Source organism: Rubrobacter marinus (assembly GCF_011492965.1).
Classification (GTDB): Bacteria; Actinomycetota; Rubrobacteria; order Rubrobacterales; family Rubrobacteraceae; genus Rubrobacter_F; species Rubrobacter_F marinus.
This window is the reverse complement of the sequence record NZ_CP045121.1, coordinates 1,316,017-1,330,492: the sequence shown is the minus strand read 5'-3', so window position 1 is coordinate 1,330,492 and position 14,476 is coordinate 1,316,017. Positions and strand designations below refer to the sequence as shown.

The 14,476-nt window shown below is 69.5% G+C and carries 14 protein-coding genes; 5 read left to right on the top strand and 9 right to left on the bottom strand.

The genetic code is table 11. From position 1 onward, the window contains the following. The first annotated feature begins 5 nt into the window (after positions 1–5). Entirely contained in the window at positions 6–350 is a 345-nt protein-coding gene (locus GBA65_RS06880) for a hypothetical protein (RefSeq protein ID WP_166395933.1), read from the top strand. Positions 351–385: 35 nt separating this feature from the next. Here GBA65_RS06880 and GBA65_RS06875 read toward each other — a convergent pair whose 3' ends face one another. Both GBA65_RS06875 and GBA65_RS06870 read right to left on the bottom strand, forming a co-directional pair. After that, entirely contained in the window at positions 386–712 is a 327-nt protein-coding gene (locus GBA65_RS06875; RefSeq protein WP_166395932.1) for a hypothetical protein, read from the bottom strand. A 1-nt stretch (position 713) separates the two neighbouring features. Beyond that, positions 714–1,757: a zinc-dependent metalloprotease gene (locus GBA65_RS06870; protein ID WP_166395931.1), complete on the bottom strand. Its 1,044-nt coding sequence runs from the start codon at positions 1,755–1,757 to the stop codon at positions 714–716. A 171-nt stretch (positions 1,758–1,928) separates the two neighbouring features. Between GBA65_RS06870 and GBA65_RS06865 the strand changes: the two genes are divergently transcribed. Together GBA65_RS06865 and GBA65_RS06860 are read left to right on the top strand one after the other, a co-directional pair. Continuing rightward, the gene (locus GBA65_RS06865; RefSeq protein WP_166395930.1) at positions 1,929–2,105 is read left to right on the top strand and encodes a Sec-independent protein translocase subunit TatA/TatB; all 177 of its coding nucleotides are present in this window, start codon (positions 1,929–1,931) and stop codon (positions 2,103–2,105) included. 136 nt (positions 2,106–2,241) lie between these two features. Then, positions 2,242–3,843, top strand: a complete 1,602-nt coding sequence (locus GBA65_RS06860) for a golvesin C-terminal-like domain-containing protein (protein WP_166395929.1) — start codon at positions 2,242–2,244, stop codon at positions 3,841–3,843. Between the two features lie 28 nt (positions 3,844–3,871). Here the strand turns inward: GBA65_RS06860 and GBA65_RS06855 are convergent, their stop codons facing one another. The 6 genes from GBA65_RS06855 to GBA65_RS06830 all read right to left on the bottom strand — a co-directional run bounded on the left by GBA65_RS06855 (position 3,872) and on the right by GBA65_RS06830 (position 10,711). Beyond that, entirely contained in the window at positions 3,872–4,819 is a 948-nt protein-coding gene (locus GBA65_RS06855) for a 3'-5' exoribonuclease YhaM family protein (protein ID WP_166395928.1), read from the bottom strand. A 62-nt stretch (positions 4,820–4,881) separates the two neighbouring features. Next, a complete protein-coding gene (locus GBA65_RS06850; RefSeq protein WP_166395927.1) occupies positions 4,882–5,736 on the bottom strand; it encodes a carbohydrate ABC transporter permease in 855 nt (284 codons plus the stop codon). A 6-nt stretch (positions 5,737–5,742) separates the two neighbouring features. Continuing rightward, positions 5,743–6,666 (bottom strand): carbohydrate ABC transporter permease, encoded by a 924-nt coding sequence (locus GBA65_RS06845; RefSeq protein ID WP_207956207.1) that lies wholly within the window; start codon positions 6,664–6,666, stop codon positions 5,743–5,745. Between the two features lie 62 nt (positions 6,667–6,728). Further along, positions 6,729–8,108, bottom strand: a complete 1,380-nt coding sequence (locus tag GBA65_RS06840; RefSeq protein ID WP_166395926.1) for an extracellular solute-binding protein — start codon at positions 8,106–8,108, stop codon at positions 6,729–6,731. Positions 8,109–8,246: 138 nt separating this feature from the next. Further along, a complete protein-coding gene (locus tag GBA65_RS06835; RefSeq protein ID WP_166395925.1) occupies positions 8,247–9,473 on the bottom strand; it encodes an ABC transporter ATP-binding protein in 1,227 nt (408 codons plus the stop codon). Positions 9,474–9,580: 107 nt separating this feature from the next. Then, positions 9,581–10,711, bottom strand: a complete 1,131-nt coding sequence (locus tag GBA65_RS06830; protein ID WP_166395924.1) for a glycoside hydrolase family 3 N-terminal domain-containing protein — start codon at positions 10,709–10,711, stop codon at positions 9,581–9,583. 87 nt (positions 10,712–10,798) lie between these two features. Here GBA65_RS06830 and GBA65_RS06825 point away from each other — a divergent pair, with 87 nt between their 5' ends. Then, on the top strand, positions 10,799–12,181 hold the full coding sequence (locus tag GBA65_RS06825; RefSeq protein WP_228281917.1) for a DEAD/DEAH box helicase family protein: 1,383 nt from the start codon (positions 10,799–10,801) through the stop codon (positions 12,179–12,181). Then, positions 12,181–13,434 (top strand): DUF790 family protein, encoded by a 1,254-nt coding sequence (locus GBA65_RS06820; RefSeq protein ID WP_166395922.1) that lies wholly within the window; start codon positions 12,181–12,183, stop codon positions 13,432–13,434. The genes GBA65_RS06825 and GBA65_RS06820 overlap by 1 nt, the downstream gene beginning before the upstream one ends. 9 nt (positions 13,435–13,443) lie before the next feature. Here the strand turns inward: GBA65_RS06820 and GBA65_RS06815 are convergent, their stop codons facing one another. Beyond that, on the bottom strand, positions 13,444–14,445 hold the full coding sequence (locus GBA65_RS06815) for a threo-3-hydroxy-L-aspartate ammonia-lyase (RefSeq protein ID WP_207956206.1): 1,002 nt from the start codon (positions 14,443–14,445) through the stop codon (positions 13,444–13,446). Positions 14,446–14,476 lie beyond the last annotated feature (31 nt).

The following is a 14,476-nucleotide window of genomic DNA, read 5'->3' as shown; positions in this document are numbered from 1 at the left end:
GGACCGTGCTAAACTGCCCCGTCACGGACCGGGAGGCCGAGGGGGTGCCGCTACTGATGGGCGAGGGATCGACGAAGTTCGTTTTCGGGGCGGTCCTCGGGGCCACCACGGGCTTCGCCGCCGGCCTCTTCGCCGCGACCCCGACGGCCCGCTCCGTCGGCAAGGTCACCCTGGGAGGGCTCGGCGGCGGCGCCCGCTTCGTGGGCCGAACGGCCGCGCGGAGCGCCAACGGCCTCGGCCGCGCCCTCGAATCCGGCTACACCCGCATCCGCGGCCGCGAGAAGTACCTCGAACACGAGATCGAGGAGCTGAGGGAGCAGATCACGCGCCTCGAACAGCGCATTGACTGACGCGGGGCGCGCCCCCTGCGACCCGCGAAGCTTCCCTACTGGCCGCCGAAGAAGCGGCGCATCCAGCCGGGCAGCCCGCCCCCTTCCGAGGCGCGCTTGTAGTCCGTGAGGTCGTCCGGGTGGACGGGGACGCCGGACTCGCCGAGGAGCGCGCGGGCGTCCCTCATGCGCCCCTGGGGGACGTCGTCGGCGAAGGTGGCCTCGACGATGTAGTTGCCGCTCCAGCGGACGCGGTAGACGCGGAGGCCGACGATCTCCTCCCGCGCGAAGCGGCGGTCGAGCTCGGCGGCGCGGGCGCGGGCCTCGGCCTCGCGGTCGAACTCGTAGCCTAGAGAAGGAGGCCGTCTCTCCGGGCCGGGCATCTCATGCCGCCCGGATGACGCGGTCCATCCAGAGGCCGGGGTCCCGGATCTCCGCGAGGCTCGGCATGCTCTCCGGGCCGTCCCAGACGCGGTTGAGGCCGCGCATGCCGACGCGCCTGGCGACCGCGTCGGCGAACTCCTCGCCCATGCGGTACTGCTCCAGCTTCATGTCCAGGCCGGTGATGCGGAAGATCGCGGTCTCCAGCGGCGGGCGGTGCATGCGGCTCCGGGACATCTTCCTCGTCAGGTCCTCGTAGCCGGGGACGACGCGGCTCCCCACGTGGTGCATCACGTAGTCGGAGTAGCCCTCGATCACGCTCATCGTCGCCTGCATCTCGTCGAAGGCCCTGCGCTGTCCGCCCGTCATCACGAGCTCCAGCGAGCGAGCGCCGGTGCGCAGGTTCTCGGTCATGCGCCTGACGGTCTCTAGCACCCCGAGCTTCTCGGCGAGCGGGCCCGTGAAGCCCTCGACGAGGCCCCCGAGGTGGTCGCGCAGCCACGGGTGCCCCTCGAACTGGAGGGCGTGGGTGGTCTCGTGCAGCACGATGTAGCGCCTCAGCCCGTCCACCGGCACCCCGAGCCTCCCGGCCGCGGCGACGATGTTGCCGTCGAGAAAGAAGACCTCGCCGGGCTCCCCCGGCCTCTTGAGCGAGGACTTGTTACCGGCGACGAGCGGGCCCGTGTCGTACTGGCCCAGGACGCGCGCGGAGAGGAAGCCGAGCAACAGCCCCATCTGGGCCGTCAGGGTGGCCGCCCCGAAGGCCCACGTCATCTCGTTGCCGGTGGACTTGGAGGCGCGCTCCAGGATGGGCTCAAGGAGGGCGCCGAAGGCCGAGATGTTGAAGTCGATCCACTCGGCGCGGCTCGCCACGCGGATGGGACGCGCGTCGCGGCCGAGGGAGATGCCCGTGAACCCCTCCAAAGGGTCCAGGGACTCCTCGACGACCGCCGGGTAGTCGAAGGCGCCGTGCTTCGCCGGGATCGGCCCCTCCGTCCGCGAGGCGAGGGTAACGGCGATGGAGCGGGCTATGCCCCAGGAGATCACTCGCCGGCCTCCAAGGAAGCTCCGAAGAACGGGTGCGGTACAGAGTCCTTCACGAACCAAGTATATACGCTCGTGCCCCGACGGGACCGCGGCGGTCGCGTTGTAACCGGCGGTCCGGGGGGTTATATTTGCCCCATGGGTTTCGGGGTGGGTCCAGGGGAGATCGTTTTGGTGGCCGTCCTCTTCCTCCTGCTCTTCGGGCCGAGCAAGCTCCCCCAGATGGCCCGCGACCTCGGCCGCTTCGTCAACGAGGCGCGCCGCTCCATGGACGAGTTCAAGTCCGAGCTCACCGCCGGCGTCGACGATGACGACGAAGAGGGCGACAAGACGCCCCGCCGCAAGCGCTAGCTCCGCCGCGCTCCCTTCTACACTCAACCACTCGTTAAAGCCTTATCCCCTCCAAGCCGATAATATAGGGGTGCAATAGACCATCTGGAGGGGATGGATGTCTTTTAGTGGATTCACGGAAGGCTCGCAGTCTCACATGGACCGCCGACGCTTTCTCAAGCTGAGCGGAGCGGGTGTGGCGGGAGTGTTCCTGCTGACGGCCGTAGGCGCCGGCGACGTTCTGGCCCAGGCTCCCTCGGCGCTCGAGAGAGAGTTCGAGAAGGCCGCAAAGGAGCACGAGGTCCCGGTCGAGATACTTCTGGCGACGGGCTACGTCAACACGCGCTGGGAGATGCCCCCGCCCGAGGCGAGCGAGTACGAGGAGTCCGAGCCCGGTCTGGGGAGCCCCGACGGGAGGGGCGTCTACGGGATCATGGCCCTCACGGAGAACCCTCGGAGCGATTTTCTCGGGGAAGCCGCGCGGCTCACGCGCGCGTCCAGGGAGGTCCTCAAGACGGAGCGGGCGGCGAACATCGCGGGCGGCGCGGCCGTCCTCGGGCGTATCGTGGGGGAGGATAAGCCGGCGGGCCTGAACGGTTGGTACGGCGCGCTCGCAGAGTACGGCGGCGGAGCGGTGTACGCCGACCAGGTCTTCGAGACGCTCGGTACCGGCGCCTCAAGCACGACCTCGGAGGGAGAGAGGGTGACCCTGAAGCCGCAAACCGACGTCCGCACGCCCGAGAGGCGGTTCGCCCTGGCGGCGGGCGAGTACCCCGGCTCAGAGTTCGTGGCGGCGCACCCGGACAACTACGGGGTCTCCAGCAGGGAGTCGACGTACAACATGGACAAGGTCATCGTCCACGTCGCCCAGGGTTCGTACTCCGGCACGCTGTCGCACTTCGCCACCGCTGGGGTGTACGCCTCGGCGCACTACACGGTGAGGTCCGCGGACGGCAAGGTGGGCCAGTCGGTGCGGGAGAAGGACGTTGGCTACCACGCCGGCAACCTCGCCTACAACCGCGCCAGCATCGGCATCGAGCACGAGGGCTTCGTCTCCGACCCGAACAGGTGGTTCACGGACGCCATGTACCGCTCCTCGGCGAGGCTCACGGCCTACCTGTGCAAGAAGTACGACATCCCCATCGACCGCGCCCACGTCATCGGCCACAACGAGGTCCCCGACCCCGACGACCCCGGCCGCTACGGGGGCATAGACAACCACACCGACCCCGGCGGTGGCTGGAACTGGACGAAGTACATGACGTACGTTCGAGAGGCCGCCGGTACCGCGACGACCACGGCGCACCCGGTGACCCCCGCCCCCACGACGAAGCCCGTCGCCTCGCCGACCTACAGCACGGTGGTCGGCAACGGTACGGCCGGGCGCTTCTTCGCGTCGGGCGACTGGAAGCTGGGCAACTTCAATTCCCAGCGCTACGGGGCCGACTTCCGCTACGCCACGCCCAAGGCGGTCTCGGACCTGGCGACCTTCAAGATCAGCGTGCCGGCCACCGGCCAGTACGACGTCTTCGCCTGGTGGCCCGCCCACTCCTCCTACAACCCCGCGGCCCCGATCCAGATCTCGACGACCACCGGGGTCAGGACGCTTAAGCTGAACCAGCGCATCAGCGGCGGCAGGTGGGTCTATCTCGGAGCGTTCACCCTCGGGAAGGGGGACGGCGGGTACATCCGTATGTCGCGTTGGACTGCCTCTGCCGGCCCGATATTCGCAGACGCGGTGCGAATAGCGCGCCGGTAGCAGACCCCGACGCAGGTTCTACGTGGGATCAGGGGGCGTCCGCGCGGGCGTTCCCATCGTCGTCCGCGGCCTCCTCGGGGACGTGCAGGGCGCGCCTGAGGGGGTTCTCGTGGTGGCTCCAGCCGCCGGCTGAGACGTTCTTCGTCGTCTCCAGGAACATGGCGGTACGGGCGTCGAGGTTGTCTATGAGGTTCACGAGCAGCGCTTCGAGGGTCTTGGGCTGCTCGGGTGAGCCGTACTCCTTCTCGCCCTGGTGGGAGAGCATGAGGTGAGAGAGCTGGAGGGCGAGGTCCTCGGGGAAACCCGGGATCTCGGCGACCTTCGCCGCGACGATCCGGTCTCCGAGGACCACGTGCCCCTGGAGACGCCCGACGGTGGTGTAGGCGAAGCCGCCGTTCCCCCAGGAGAGCTCGCGCGTCTTGCCCACGTCGTGGAAGATCGTGCCGAAGAGGAGGAGGTCCCGGTTGACCGGGTAGAGCTCGGCTATCTCCTTCGCCACCCTCATGCACTGCACGGAGTGCTCGAGGAGGCCGCCTATCCGGGCGTGGTGCATCGTCTTCGCCGCGGGCGCTGCGCAGAACGCCTCCCAGAGCCCCTCGTCGTCGACGATGCGCGCGAAGAGCTCCCCGAGGTAGGCGTCCTCGAAGGAGAGGCCTACCTCCAACAGCTCATCGGCGAGGGTCTTGCGGTCCTTCTCGGTGGCGGGCAGGTAGTCCTCCTCTTCGACCTCGCCGGGGCCCAGGACCCTCATGCGCTCAATCTTGAGCTGGAGCATCCCGCGGTACTCGTGGGCGTTCCCCTCGACGTAGACGTACTCGGGGCCGTCGAGCCCCTCCTTGAGCTCCTGGGGCAGGCGCCACATCCGGGCGTCGACGGAGCCGGTCTTGTCCACGAGGGAGACCGAGAGGTAAGGGACGCCGCGGCTGTCCGTGCGCACGCTCGCGTCCGTCGCCAGAAACGTGGTGCGCGGGGCCACGCCGGGGGCGAGGTCCCGCGCCCAGAATTTCTCTTTCCTTATCGTGCTCAGGGCGTGCGCGCCTAGCCCTTCACGGCGCCGGCGGTCAGGCCGGAGACGATCCTGCGCTGGAACAACAGGACGAGGATGACCAGCGGTATCGTCACCGTCACGGCGGCGGCGGCCTGCGCCCCGTAGTCCACCGTGTAGACCGTGGCGAAGTTCGGGATCGCGACCGTCACCGGCTGGGTGTCCGCGTCGAAGAGGAACGTGTTCGCGAAGAGGAACTCGTTCCAGGCGAAGATGAACGTCAGGATCGCGGTCGTGAACACGCCGGGGGCCGCGAGCGGGACGATGACCTTTCTGAACGCCTGTATCGTCGTCGCCCCGTCGACCTTGGCGGCCTCCTCCAGGTCCCGGGGCAGCTCCTTGAAGAAGGCCACCAGGATCCAGATCGTCAGCGGCAGCGCGAAGACCGTGTCGGTGATGATGACCGCCCAGTAGGTGTCGATGATGCCGATCGTCCTGTACTGGAGGAACAACGGCGCGATGATGGCCACCGCCGGGAAGAAGCTGATCGCGAGTATCAGCGTCATCACCAGGCTCTTGAAGCGGAACCTCAAGCGGGCGATGGCGTAGGCGGCGATGGAGCCGAAGAACAGGCAGATCACCGTCGTCACCCCGGCGATGATGGTGCTGTTTATGAGCGCCTTTCGGAACCGCTCGTCGCCGAAGATCGTGCCGTACGAGGTCGCGGTCGGGCTGTTGGGCAGGAAGGTCGGCGGGTTGGCGAAGAGCTCGGTCTTGGTGATGATGCTCATCTTGAAGACCCACAAGAGCGGGGCCACGCTCACCAGGACGAACAGGGCGACGAATACGTAGAAAAGCACCGTTCCCAGGGTGCTCCGGCCGGAGCCGGACGCGCTAGCTGCAGCCATGTGCCTCTACTCCTCCGTGGAAGTCTGCATGCCGAGGACCTTGATAAAGAAGATCGCGATCAAGAACGCCGTTATAAAGATGAACACGGCCGCCGCGTTCCCGACGCTGAACTGGAGCTGGCTGATCCTCACCCCCGTGTACACGAACGTGCTCAGGGACTCGAGCTCCCGGCCCGCCATCCCCCAGAACAGGTCGTAGACCCGCCAGGAGTCGAGCGTGCGGAAGAGGAGCGCGACGAGGATCGCCGGCTTGAGCAGCGGGAGCGTTATGCGGAAGAAGCGCTGCATCACGCTCGCGCCATCGACGCGCGCCGCCTCGTACACGTCGCCGGGGATGGTCTGCAGGCCGGCCAGCAGGAGGAGCGCCATAAACGGGGTCGTCTTCCAAACGTCGACACCGATCGCGGCGATCAGGAGCAGCGTCCTGTCCGAGAGGATCGGCTCGCTTATGATCCCGATGGCGTTCGCGACGTAGTTTATGACGCCCACCTGGTCCTGGAACATCAGGCGCCACATCACCGCCGAGATGACCGTGGGGAACGCCCACGGCACGAGGACGGCGGCGCGTACGAGCCCCCGGCCCCTGAAGGCCCGGTTGATGGCCAGCGCGATGCCCAGGCCTATGATGAACTCGAAGAAGACGCTGACCACCGTGAAGATGACCGTGTTGTTCAGCCCGCGCAAGAACGCGTCGTTCTGGAACATCTCGACGTAGTTCTCGAGCCCCACAAACTGGCCGACGCCGTTGATGTTCGCCTGGAAGAGGCTGAGGTAGACGGAGTACGCGATCGGGAAGAACGCGACGATCAGGATGATCAGGAGCGCCGGCAGGATCATGTAGTACGCCGTGCGCCTCTCCGGGTTGCCGAACTCTTCTCTTAACAGGCCCCGCCCTTTTTTCTGCCCGCTCTGCCCTCTCGCGGTGGTCACGGCTTACCTCTCCTTCCCTGGGGGCGGCGGACCCCGCCGCCCCCCTCGGGCTTCCGGCTTGCTTACTGCGCCTGCTGGACGATCTCCGTCAGCTGCTCCTGGAGCGTCGCCACCGTCTCCTCCGGCGTCTGGTTGCCGGTGAGGTTGTTGTTGAACTGCTCGGCCATCCTCAGGGACATGTCCGAGTAGTAGGGCGAGATCGGGCGCGGCTGCGTGCGCTCCAGCGCCTCGGGGGCGAGGGCGATCACCGGCACGGCGTCGAGGATCTCCTGGTCCTCGTAGAGCTCCTTGAGGGTCGGCAGGAACGAGCCGTCGAGCGCGCGCTGCTTCTGCTGCTCGGCGGAGGTCGCGAACCTCACGAACTCGTAGGCGGCGTCCTGGTTCTCGGAGTTGGCGTTGAGGTAGAAGTTCCAGCCGCCCAGGCCGCTGACGCTCTCGCCGCCCTCGGCCGCCGGCAGCGCGGAGACGCCGACCTGCTCGGGCGTGATCTGGGACCCCTCGGGGTCGGTCGTGAGCGCGTACAGGTACGGCCAGTTGCGGCAGAAGATCGCGTCGCCCTGCAGGAAGGCCTCCTGCGACTCGGTCTCCGTGAAGTTGGCGACCGCCTGGGGGGCGATCCCCTCCTCGACCATGCTCCTCTCGATGGAGAGCCCCTCCGCGGACTCCGGGCTGTCTATGACGACCTCGTCGCTGCTGCCCTCGGCGAGCACCCTGCCGCCGGCGCTGTAGATGTACTCCAGGCCGTTGACGACCGCGCCCTCGTAGTTGGAGCCCTGGAAGACGAACCCGTAGCGCGGGGCGTCCGGCACCTGCTCCTGCACCGCCCTGACCTGCTCCTTGAGCTCGTCCCAGGTCGCCGGCGGCTCGGTGAAGCCCGCCTGCTCCAGAAGGTCCACCCGGCGGTAGAGCATCCCGGCGTCCGTGAACCACGGCACCCCGTAGACGGCGCCCTCGAAGGTGTTGGATTCTATGGGCCCTTCGAGGAAATTCGCGCGCTCCTCCTCGGGGAAGCGGTCGGAGAGGTCGGCGATGTAGCCGGGGGCCGCGAGCTGGGCTGGCCAGATCACGTCGCCCCCGATGAGGTCGATGTCGCCGCCCCCGCCCTGGAACTCGGTGCGGATCTGGTCGAAGTACTGGCCCGTGTCCGCGGGCATCTCCCGGTAGTTGGCCCTGTACTGTCCCTCGAACTGCTGGTTGAAGCGGTCCACGAGGGCCTGCAGGCTCCCGGAGGAGTCGGGGCCGAAGGAGAAGGTGAACTCCTGCACGCCCCCCTCGCCGCCGCCCCCGCCACCGCCGCATCCGGCGACGCCGAGCAGCGACGCCCCGGCCAACCCGGCCCCGGCTAGCTTCAGGAAGTCCCGCCGGTTCATCCCGCGTCCCCCGAACCCGGGCGCCCCGACGCTCGTCGTGTCCCCCCTCGTGCCCTCCGACCTCTCCGCCATCTCCCTACCTCTCCTTCTACCGTTTCCTCGACCTGTCTCCCCCGCGCTACGCGGGACGCTTCCCTACGTCGCGGGCCATCCTAGAGACGCCCCAGATCCGGCGCAACCGGGTCCGGGGCGTCGCCAGAACGGCCCCTTCTACAAAATCGCCTGCTCCGTCTCCGCGTCGAAGAGCCTTATCTTGGAGGCGTCGATGGAGAGGAGCACCCCCTGGCCCCTCCTGGCCTGGCTCTCGGCCGAGATCCTGGCGACCAGCATCTCGTCGAAGTCGTCGGCCGAGCCCGCGCCGTCGGCGTCGCCGCCCGCGTCGCCGGTCATCTCGGCGACGGAGTCGAGGTGGACGGCTTGCTCCTTGGGCAGCCCGAAGTACAGGTACTTCTCGCTGCCCATGCTCTCGATGACCTGCGGCTGCACCTCGACGGTGTTGGGGCGTTCGTCCCGCCCATGGCCGCGCCCTCGGCGAGCGTGGCGTCCTCGATGTGCTCCGGGCGTATCCCGAGGACGACGTCCTTTCCGGCGTAGGCCCCGAGGTCCGAGCCCCTCTCCCCGCCTCGCCGACCGCGGCGCGGTCGAGGGGATGCGGGTCCTGCCGAAGGACGCGACGTAGCCCCCGTTCTCCTTCTCCAGACGCGCCCTCATGAAGTTCATCGCCGGGGACCCGATAAAGCCCGCGACGAAGACGTTCCTCGGGTTCTCGTACATCACCTGCGGGGTATCGACCTGCTGAACGACGCCGTCCTTGAGGACCACGATCCGGTCGGCCATCGTCATCGCCTCGGTCTGGTCGTGGGTGACGTAGATCGTGGTCACCCCGATGCGGTTGTGGAGCTTGCCGATCTCCGTGCGCATCTGGACGCGGAGCTTGGCGTCGAGGTTGGAGAGGGGCTCGTCCATGAGGAACGCCTTGGGCTCGCGCACGATCGCCCTCCCGAGGGCGACCCGCTGGCGCTGCCCGCCGGAGAGGGCCTTGGGCTTGCGGTCGAGGAAGCGCTCGATGGAGAGGATGCGCGCCGCCTCGCTCACCCTGCGGTCGATCTCGTCCTTGTCCATCTTCTTGAGCTTGAGCGCGAAGCCCATGTTCTCGCGGACGTTCATGTGGGGGTAGAGCGCGTAGTTCTGGAAGACCATCGCGATGTCCCGGTCGCGCGGCGGCAGGTCGTTGACGACGTTGTCCCCGATGAATACCTTGCCCGAGGAGATGTCTTCGAGGCCCGCGATCATGCGTAGCGCCGTAGACTTGCCGCACCCCGAGGGCCCGACGAAGACTATGAACTCTCCGTCCTGGATGTCGAGGTTCATGTCCCTGACGGCTACGACGTCCCCAGCGTAGACCTTGTTGACGTCCTCTAGCGTGACTTCCGCCATATCGGACCTCCTCCTTCTAGGGGGCTACGAGTCCCCGTTCGCCGCGAGCCCTCACCCCTGGGCCCGCCGCATCCCTTTTCCTGCGCGCATTCTAACCTAGGTGCATCTCACCCCGCCAACGAATAGCGGCGCTTGACCTGTTCGATCCTCTGCAAGGACTCTTCAATGCGTGCGCGCGGTATCTCCCCGGACTCGACGGCGGCGACCACGGCGTCGTAGGCGTCGGCCTGCTCCTGCGGCAGCCCGGAGACCACGAGGAGGTCCGCGCCCGCCGCCACCGCCTCGACCGCCGCGCGGGCGACCGTCCCCCCGCGCTTCGCCCCCTCCATCGCGAGGTCGTCCGTGACGATCACGCCTCGGAAACCCAGCTCCTCCCGCAGCATCGCCGTCGCCCTCGGGGAGAGGCTCGCGGGCCGGCCGGGATCCAGCGCCGGGTACACGAGGTGCCCGACCATGACCATCGGCACCCCCGCCTCCACCGCGGCCCGGAACGGCGGGAGATCGAACGCGCGGACCTCGTCCGTGCCGTGCTCGACGCGCGGGTACCCGACGTGGGAGTCTTCGAGGGCGGGACCGTGGTTCGGGAAGTGCTTGGCGGCCGAGACCACGCCCGCCTCCTCGAAGCCCTCCACGGCGGCGGCGACCATGCGCCCGACGAGTTCCGGGTCGGAGCCGTAGGAGCGGTCGCCGATCGCCGCGCCCGAGCCGGTGTCGGCGACGGGGGCGAAGTCCGTGTTGACGCCCGCCCCGCGGAGCTCGCGGCCTATCTGCAGGGAGATCCTGCGGGCCTCCCCGGGATCGCCGCGCAGCCCGACCTCGGCGGCCGGGGGCTGCGGCCCCACCCAGGGGGCGTGCTGGACGGCCCCGCCCTCGTGGTCCACCGCGACGAAGAGGGGGACTCTGGGCTCCGTCGCCATCGAGAGCTCTTGCAGGGAGCGCGTGAGGCGGCGCGTCCCCTCCTCGCTCTCCATGTTCGCGCCGAAGAGGATGACGCCGCCGATGTTCCGCTCCCGGATCATCTTCCGTATGTAGTAGTCGGGCTCGGTCCCGCTCATGGAGACGACGAACATCTGCCCGACCGCGTCGCGCACGCTCATGAGATCCAGCCCCTCCCCGCCCGCCGTCGCCCCCGCCGGCCCCGTCTCCCCGGTATTAGCGCCCTCCGGGGTCGAGCCCCCGCAGCCGGCGATCGGCAGCGCGAGCGAGACCAGGAGGGCGAGCAGGGTCCTCTTCTTCACTTACCTCCCCCGCATCCCGCGGTCCGTCGTCGGCGCGGACAGTTTAGCGGTGAGGGCGGCCCCTTTCTCGGTTATGCTCCGCTCGTGATGGATCTCACCTACGATTCCGGCACCCTGGTCGTCACGGTCACCGGCGGTCCCCCGCCCCCCGAGCCGTTCGTCTGGGACGCGCGCACGGCGCAGTGGCGCGCCCCGGCGGGGGCGTACAGGGAGGTCGTCCTGGGTCTCGAAGCCTCGGGTATCGAGTACGTGGACCGGGCGTCCCGGACCGAGAAGCTGCGGCTGGAGTCGAGGGTCGCGATGGAGCCCCGGCCCTACCAGCGGGAGGCCCTGGGCGCGTGGCGGCGGGGGAGGCCGGAGCTGCGCGGCGTCGTCGTGCTGCCGACCGGGGCCGGGAAGACCGCGGTGGCGGTGAGCGCGATGGAGAAGCTCGGCAGGAGCACGCTCGTCGTCGTGCCGACGCTCGCGCTCTTGAAGCAGTGGTACTCCGTCCTCCAGGACTCCTTCGGCCACGACGTCACGGTAGGGCTCCTCGGCGGCGGCTACCACGAGATCACCCCGATCACCGTGACCACCTACGACTCGGCCTACATCCACGCGGAGCGCTACGGGGACCGCTTCGGGCTCGTGGTCTACGACGAGGTCCACCACCTGCCGGCGGAGAAGTACGCCGTCATCCCGAAGATGCTCCTCGCCCCCTACGCCCTGGGCCTGACCGCCACCCCCGAGCGCCCCGACGGCGGTCACGAGCGCCTCCCGGAGCTTGTCGGACCCGTCGTCTACCGGCGCTCGCCGGAGGACCTCGCGGGCACGTACCTCGCCCCCTTCGAGACCGTGCGCATCCCCATCCAGCTCACCGCGCAGGAGCGCGTCGATTACAGCGTCGCGGACGCGGTGTACAGGGACTTTTTGCAGAAGCACCGCCTCTCCGTGCGCTCTCCGGAGGACTGGCAGCGGTTCATCATGGTCGCCTCGACGAGCCACTCGGGGGGGCGGGAGGCGCTCCTGGCGGCGCGGCGCAGGCAGGAGCTCCGTGCCAACGCCGAGCGCAAGGGGGCGACGCTGGAGAGGCTCCTCAAGGAGCACTGGTCCGACCGGACGATCGTGTTCACCAAGAGCGTCGAGGAGGTCTACGCGCTCTCGGGGAGGTTCCTGATCCCCGGCATCACCTACGAGACGCCCGCCCGCGAGCGCAAGGAGATCCTGGACAGGTTCCGAGAAGGGCGCTACCGCGCCATCGTGGCCTCGGACGTCCTGAACGAGGGCGTGGACGTCCCGGAGGCGAACGTCGCCGTGATCCTGGCGGGCAGCGCGTCGCGCCGCGAGTACGTCCAGCGCCTCGGGCGCGTCCTCCGTCCCCGCGAGGGCAAGAGGGCCACCCTCTACGAGCTCGTCACGGAGGGGACCGGCGAGGAGGCGGTCGCCCGCCGCCGCACGGAGCCGTACGCCGCGAGCGCGGGGGCCCCGTAATGCTGCGCGGCGAGCACGTCATGGCGCGCCTGCAGCGCGGGAGGCTCGTCCCGCACCGGCTACGGCCCGACGACCGTCCCGTCCGGGAGGTGGCCGAGAAGCTGATCGGCCTGTACGCCGACCACGCGTCGGCGAGGGGGACGAGAGCGCGGCTCGAAGGGGAGGCGACGCTGCTCGAGGAGGAGATCGGGCCGCGCCTCGACGTGAGGCGGGGGTTCAGGATCGTGCGGGCGCTCGCGAAGCTCCTGGAGGAGCGGTCGGCGTGGGCGCCGCCGACGGAGGCCGACCCGTACACGCTGAGGACCCGCCTCTTCGAGCTCGCCGCCGCCCTCCCCGAGCTCCCCGCCGAGGGCGGGCTACTCCTCGAGGGCAGCACCCGGGGGGACTTGCTCCTGCAGGTGGCACGGGAGACGGGGCTCGAAGACCCCGCCTCCCTCATGTACGCCGACCGGCAGGGGGCGCAGGTCCTCGCGGGGTTCGAGGCGCCGACGCCCGAGGAGCTCGTGGGACGCTACAACGTCGCCCAGATACAGGGGGTCCTCTACGGGGCGAGGGGCCTCACCGTGGACCTCGAGGCGGGGTCCGACGCCCGGCTCGTCTTCCACTACGTCAAGACCCTCGGCCTGATCTACACGGTCGAGCCCACCCGGAAGGGCCACCGCCTCCGCCTCGACGGCCCCCTCTCCCTCTTCGGCGGCACCCGCAAGTACGGCCTCAGGCTCGCCAAGCTTGTCCCCGGCCTCCTCCTCACGGAGCCCTGGGAGCTGCACGCGGACGTCCAGTGGAAGGGGCGCGAGGCGAGCCTGGAGCTGAGCTCGGAGACGCCGGGGCTGCGCAGCCACTACAGGGGTCCCGCCGAGGCGTCCCCCGAGAGCGAGGGCGACGTGCGGGGGGCCTTCGAGAAGGCGTGGGACCGGGCGAAGGAGACGGGGGGATGGGAGCTCGGGGAGGGGCCCGGCATCCTCCCGCTGCCGCCGCTGAAGACCGCGCTCGTCCCGGACTTCACGCTGCGGGAGACGGGGACGGGCAGGGAGGCGCACCTGGAGATCCTGGGCTTCTGGTCCGAGAAGCACCTCGTGGAGCGCGTCGCCCTCGTGCGCGAGGCGGCGAAGCGCGGCCACAGGGTGATCGTCGCCGCCCCCGAGTCCCTGGGCTCGTCGCCGGAGGCGCTGCGCGACGCGACGGAGGGCGAGGTCGTCCCCTTCAAGAGCCGCCTGGACGTCAAGGGCGTCCTCGCGGCGCTCGGGTCCTAGCCGGTTCCCCTACGAGAGCAGGGCGCCCGCCGCCCCGAGGTCGACGTTGCCGCCGCTGACGATCACGCCGACCCGGGAGCCGGGCTCCGCCCTCACGACGCCCTCGAGGAGCGCGGCGGCGGCCAGGGCCCCGGTCGGCTCGACCACGATCTTCATCCGCTCCCAGATGAGGCGCATGCTGCGCAGGATGCCGTCTTCGGAGACCGTCACCATGTCGTCGACGTGCCGCAGGACGAGCGGGAACGTGACCTCGCCGAGGGAGGGGGTGCGGACCCCGTCGGCGATCGTGTCGGGGTTCTCGATCCTGTGCAGCCTGCCCGTGCGGAAGGACCTCGTGGCGTCGTCGGCGTTCTCGGGCTCGACGCCCACGACCCTGCACCCGGGCGAGAGGGCGTGCGCGGAGATCGCGGAGCCGGAGAGCAGGCCTCCCCCGCCGCAACAGACGAGGAGGAGGTCGAGTTCCCCGACCTCCTCGAAGAGCTCTTTCGCCGCCGTCCCCTGCCCGGCGACGACATCGGGGTGGTCGTAGGGCGGCACGAGCGCGAGGCCCCGCTCGCGGGCCATGGCGCCCCCGACGTCCTCGCGCCTCTCGACGGAGCGGTCGTAGGTCACGACCTCGGCCCCGTACCCGCGCGTCGCGTCGAGCTTCACCCTCGGAGCGTCCTCGGGCATGACGATGGTGGCGGGGACGCCGAGCAGGCGGCCGGCGAGGGCCACGGCCCCGGCGTGGTTGCCGGAGGAGTAGGTGACGACGCCGCGCTCCCGTTGCCCTTCGGGGAGGAGGGAGAGGGCGTTGTAGGCGCCGCGGAACTTGAAGGAGCCGGTGCGCTGGAAGCTCTCGCACTTGAAGAAGACGCGGGCCCCGGAGCGCTCGTCCACCGTGCGCGACGTGAGGACCGGCGTCCGGTGCGCCCGCCCCGCGAGGCGTTCGGACGCCGCCTCGACGTCGGCATAGACCACCCCCTGCGGGAGATCGGTCTCGTCACGGGCTGTGGTCCCTCTGCCTCTCACGTATCACCCCTCGCACGCGCTACGACACCGC

Bases quoted from the DNA above. Each gene is read 5' to 3' on its own strand.
- GBA65_RS06820 (WP_166395922.1), top strand. From the start codon at position 12,181: ATGCTGCGCGGCGAGCACGTCATGGCGCGCCTGCAGCGCGGGAGGCTC.
- GBA65_RS06825 (WP_228281917.1), top strand. From the start codon at position 10,799: ATGGATCTCACCTACGATTCCGGCACCCTGGTCGTCACGGTCACCGGC.
- GBA65_RS06840 (WP_166395926.1), bottom strand. From the start codon at position 8,108: ATGGCGGAGAGGTCGGAGGGCACGAGGGGGGACACGACGAGCGTCGGG.
- GBA65_RS06860 (WP_166395929.1), top strand. From the start codon at position 2,242: ATGGACCGCCGACGCTTTCTCAAGCTGAGCGGAGCGGGTGTGGCGGGA.
- GBA65_RS06835 (WP_166395925.1), bottom strand. From the start codon at position 9,473: ATGGCGGAAGTCACGCTAGAGGACGTCAACAAGGTCTACGCTGGGGAC.
- GBA65_RS06875 (WP_166395932.1), bottom strand. From the start codon at position 712: ATGCCCGGCCCGGAGAGACGGCCTCCTTCTCTAGGCTACGAGTTCGAC.
- GBA65_RS06850 (WP_166395927.1), bottom strand. From the start codon at position 5,736: ATGGCTGCAGCTAGCGCGTCCGGCTCCGGCCGGAGCACCCTGGGAACG.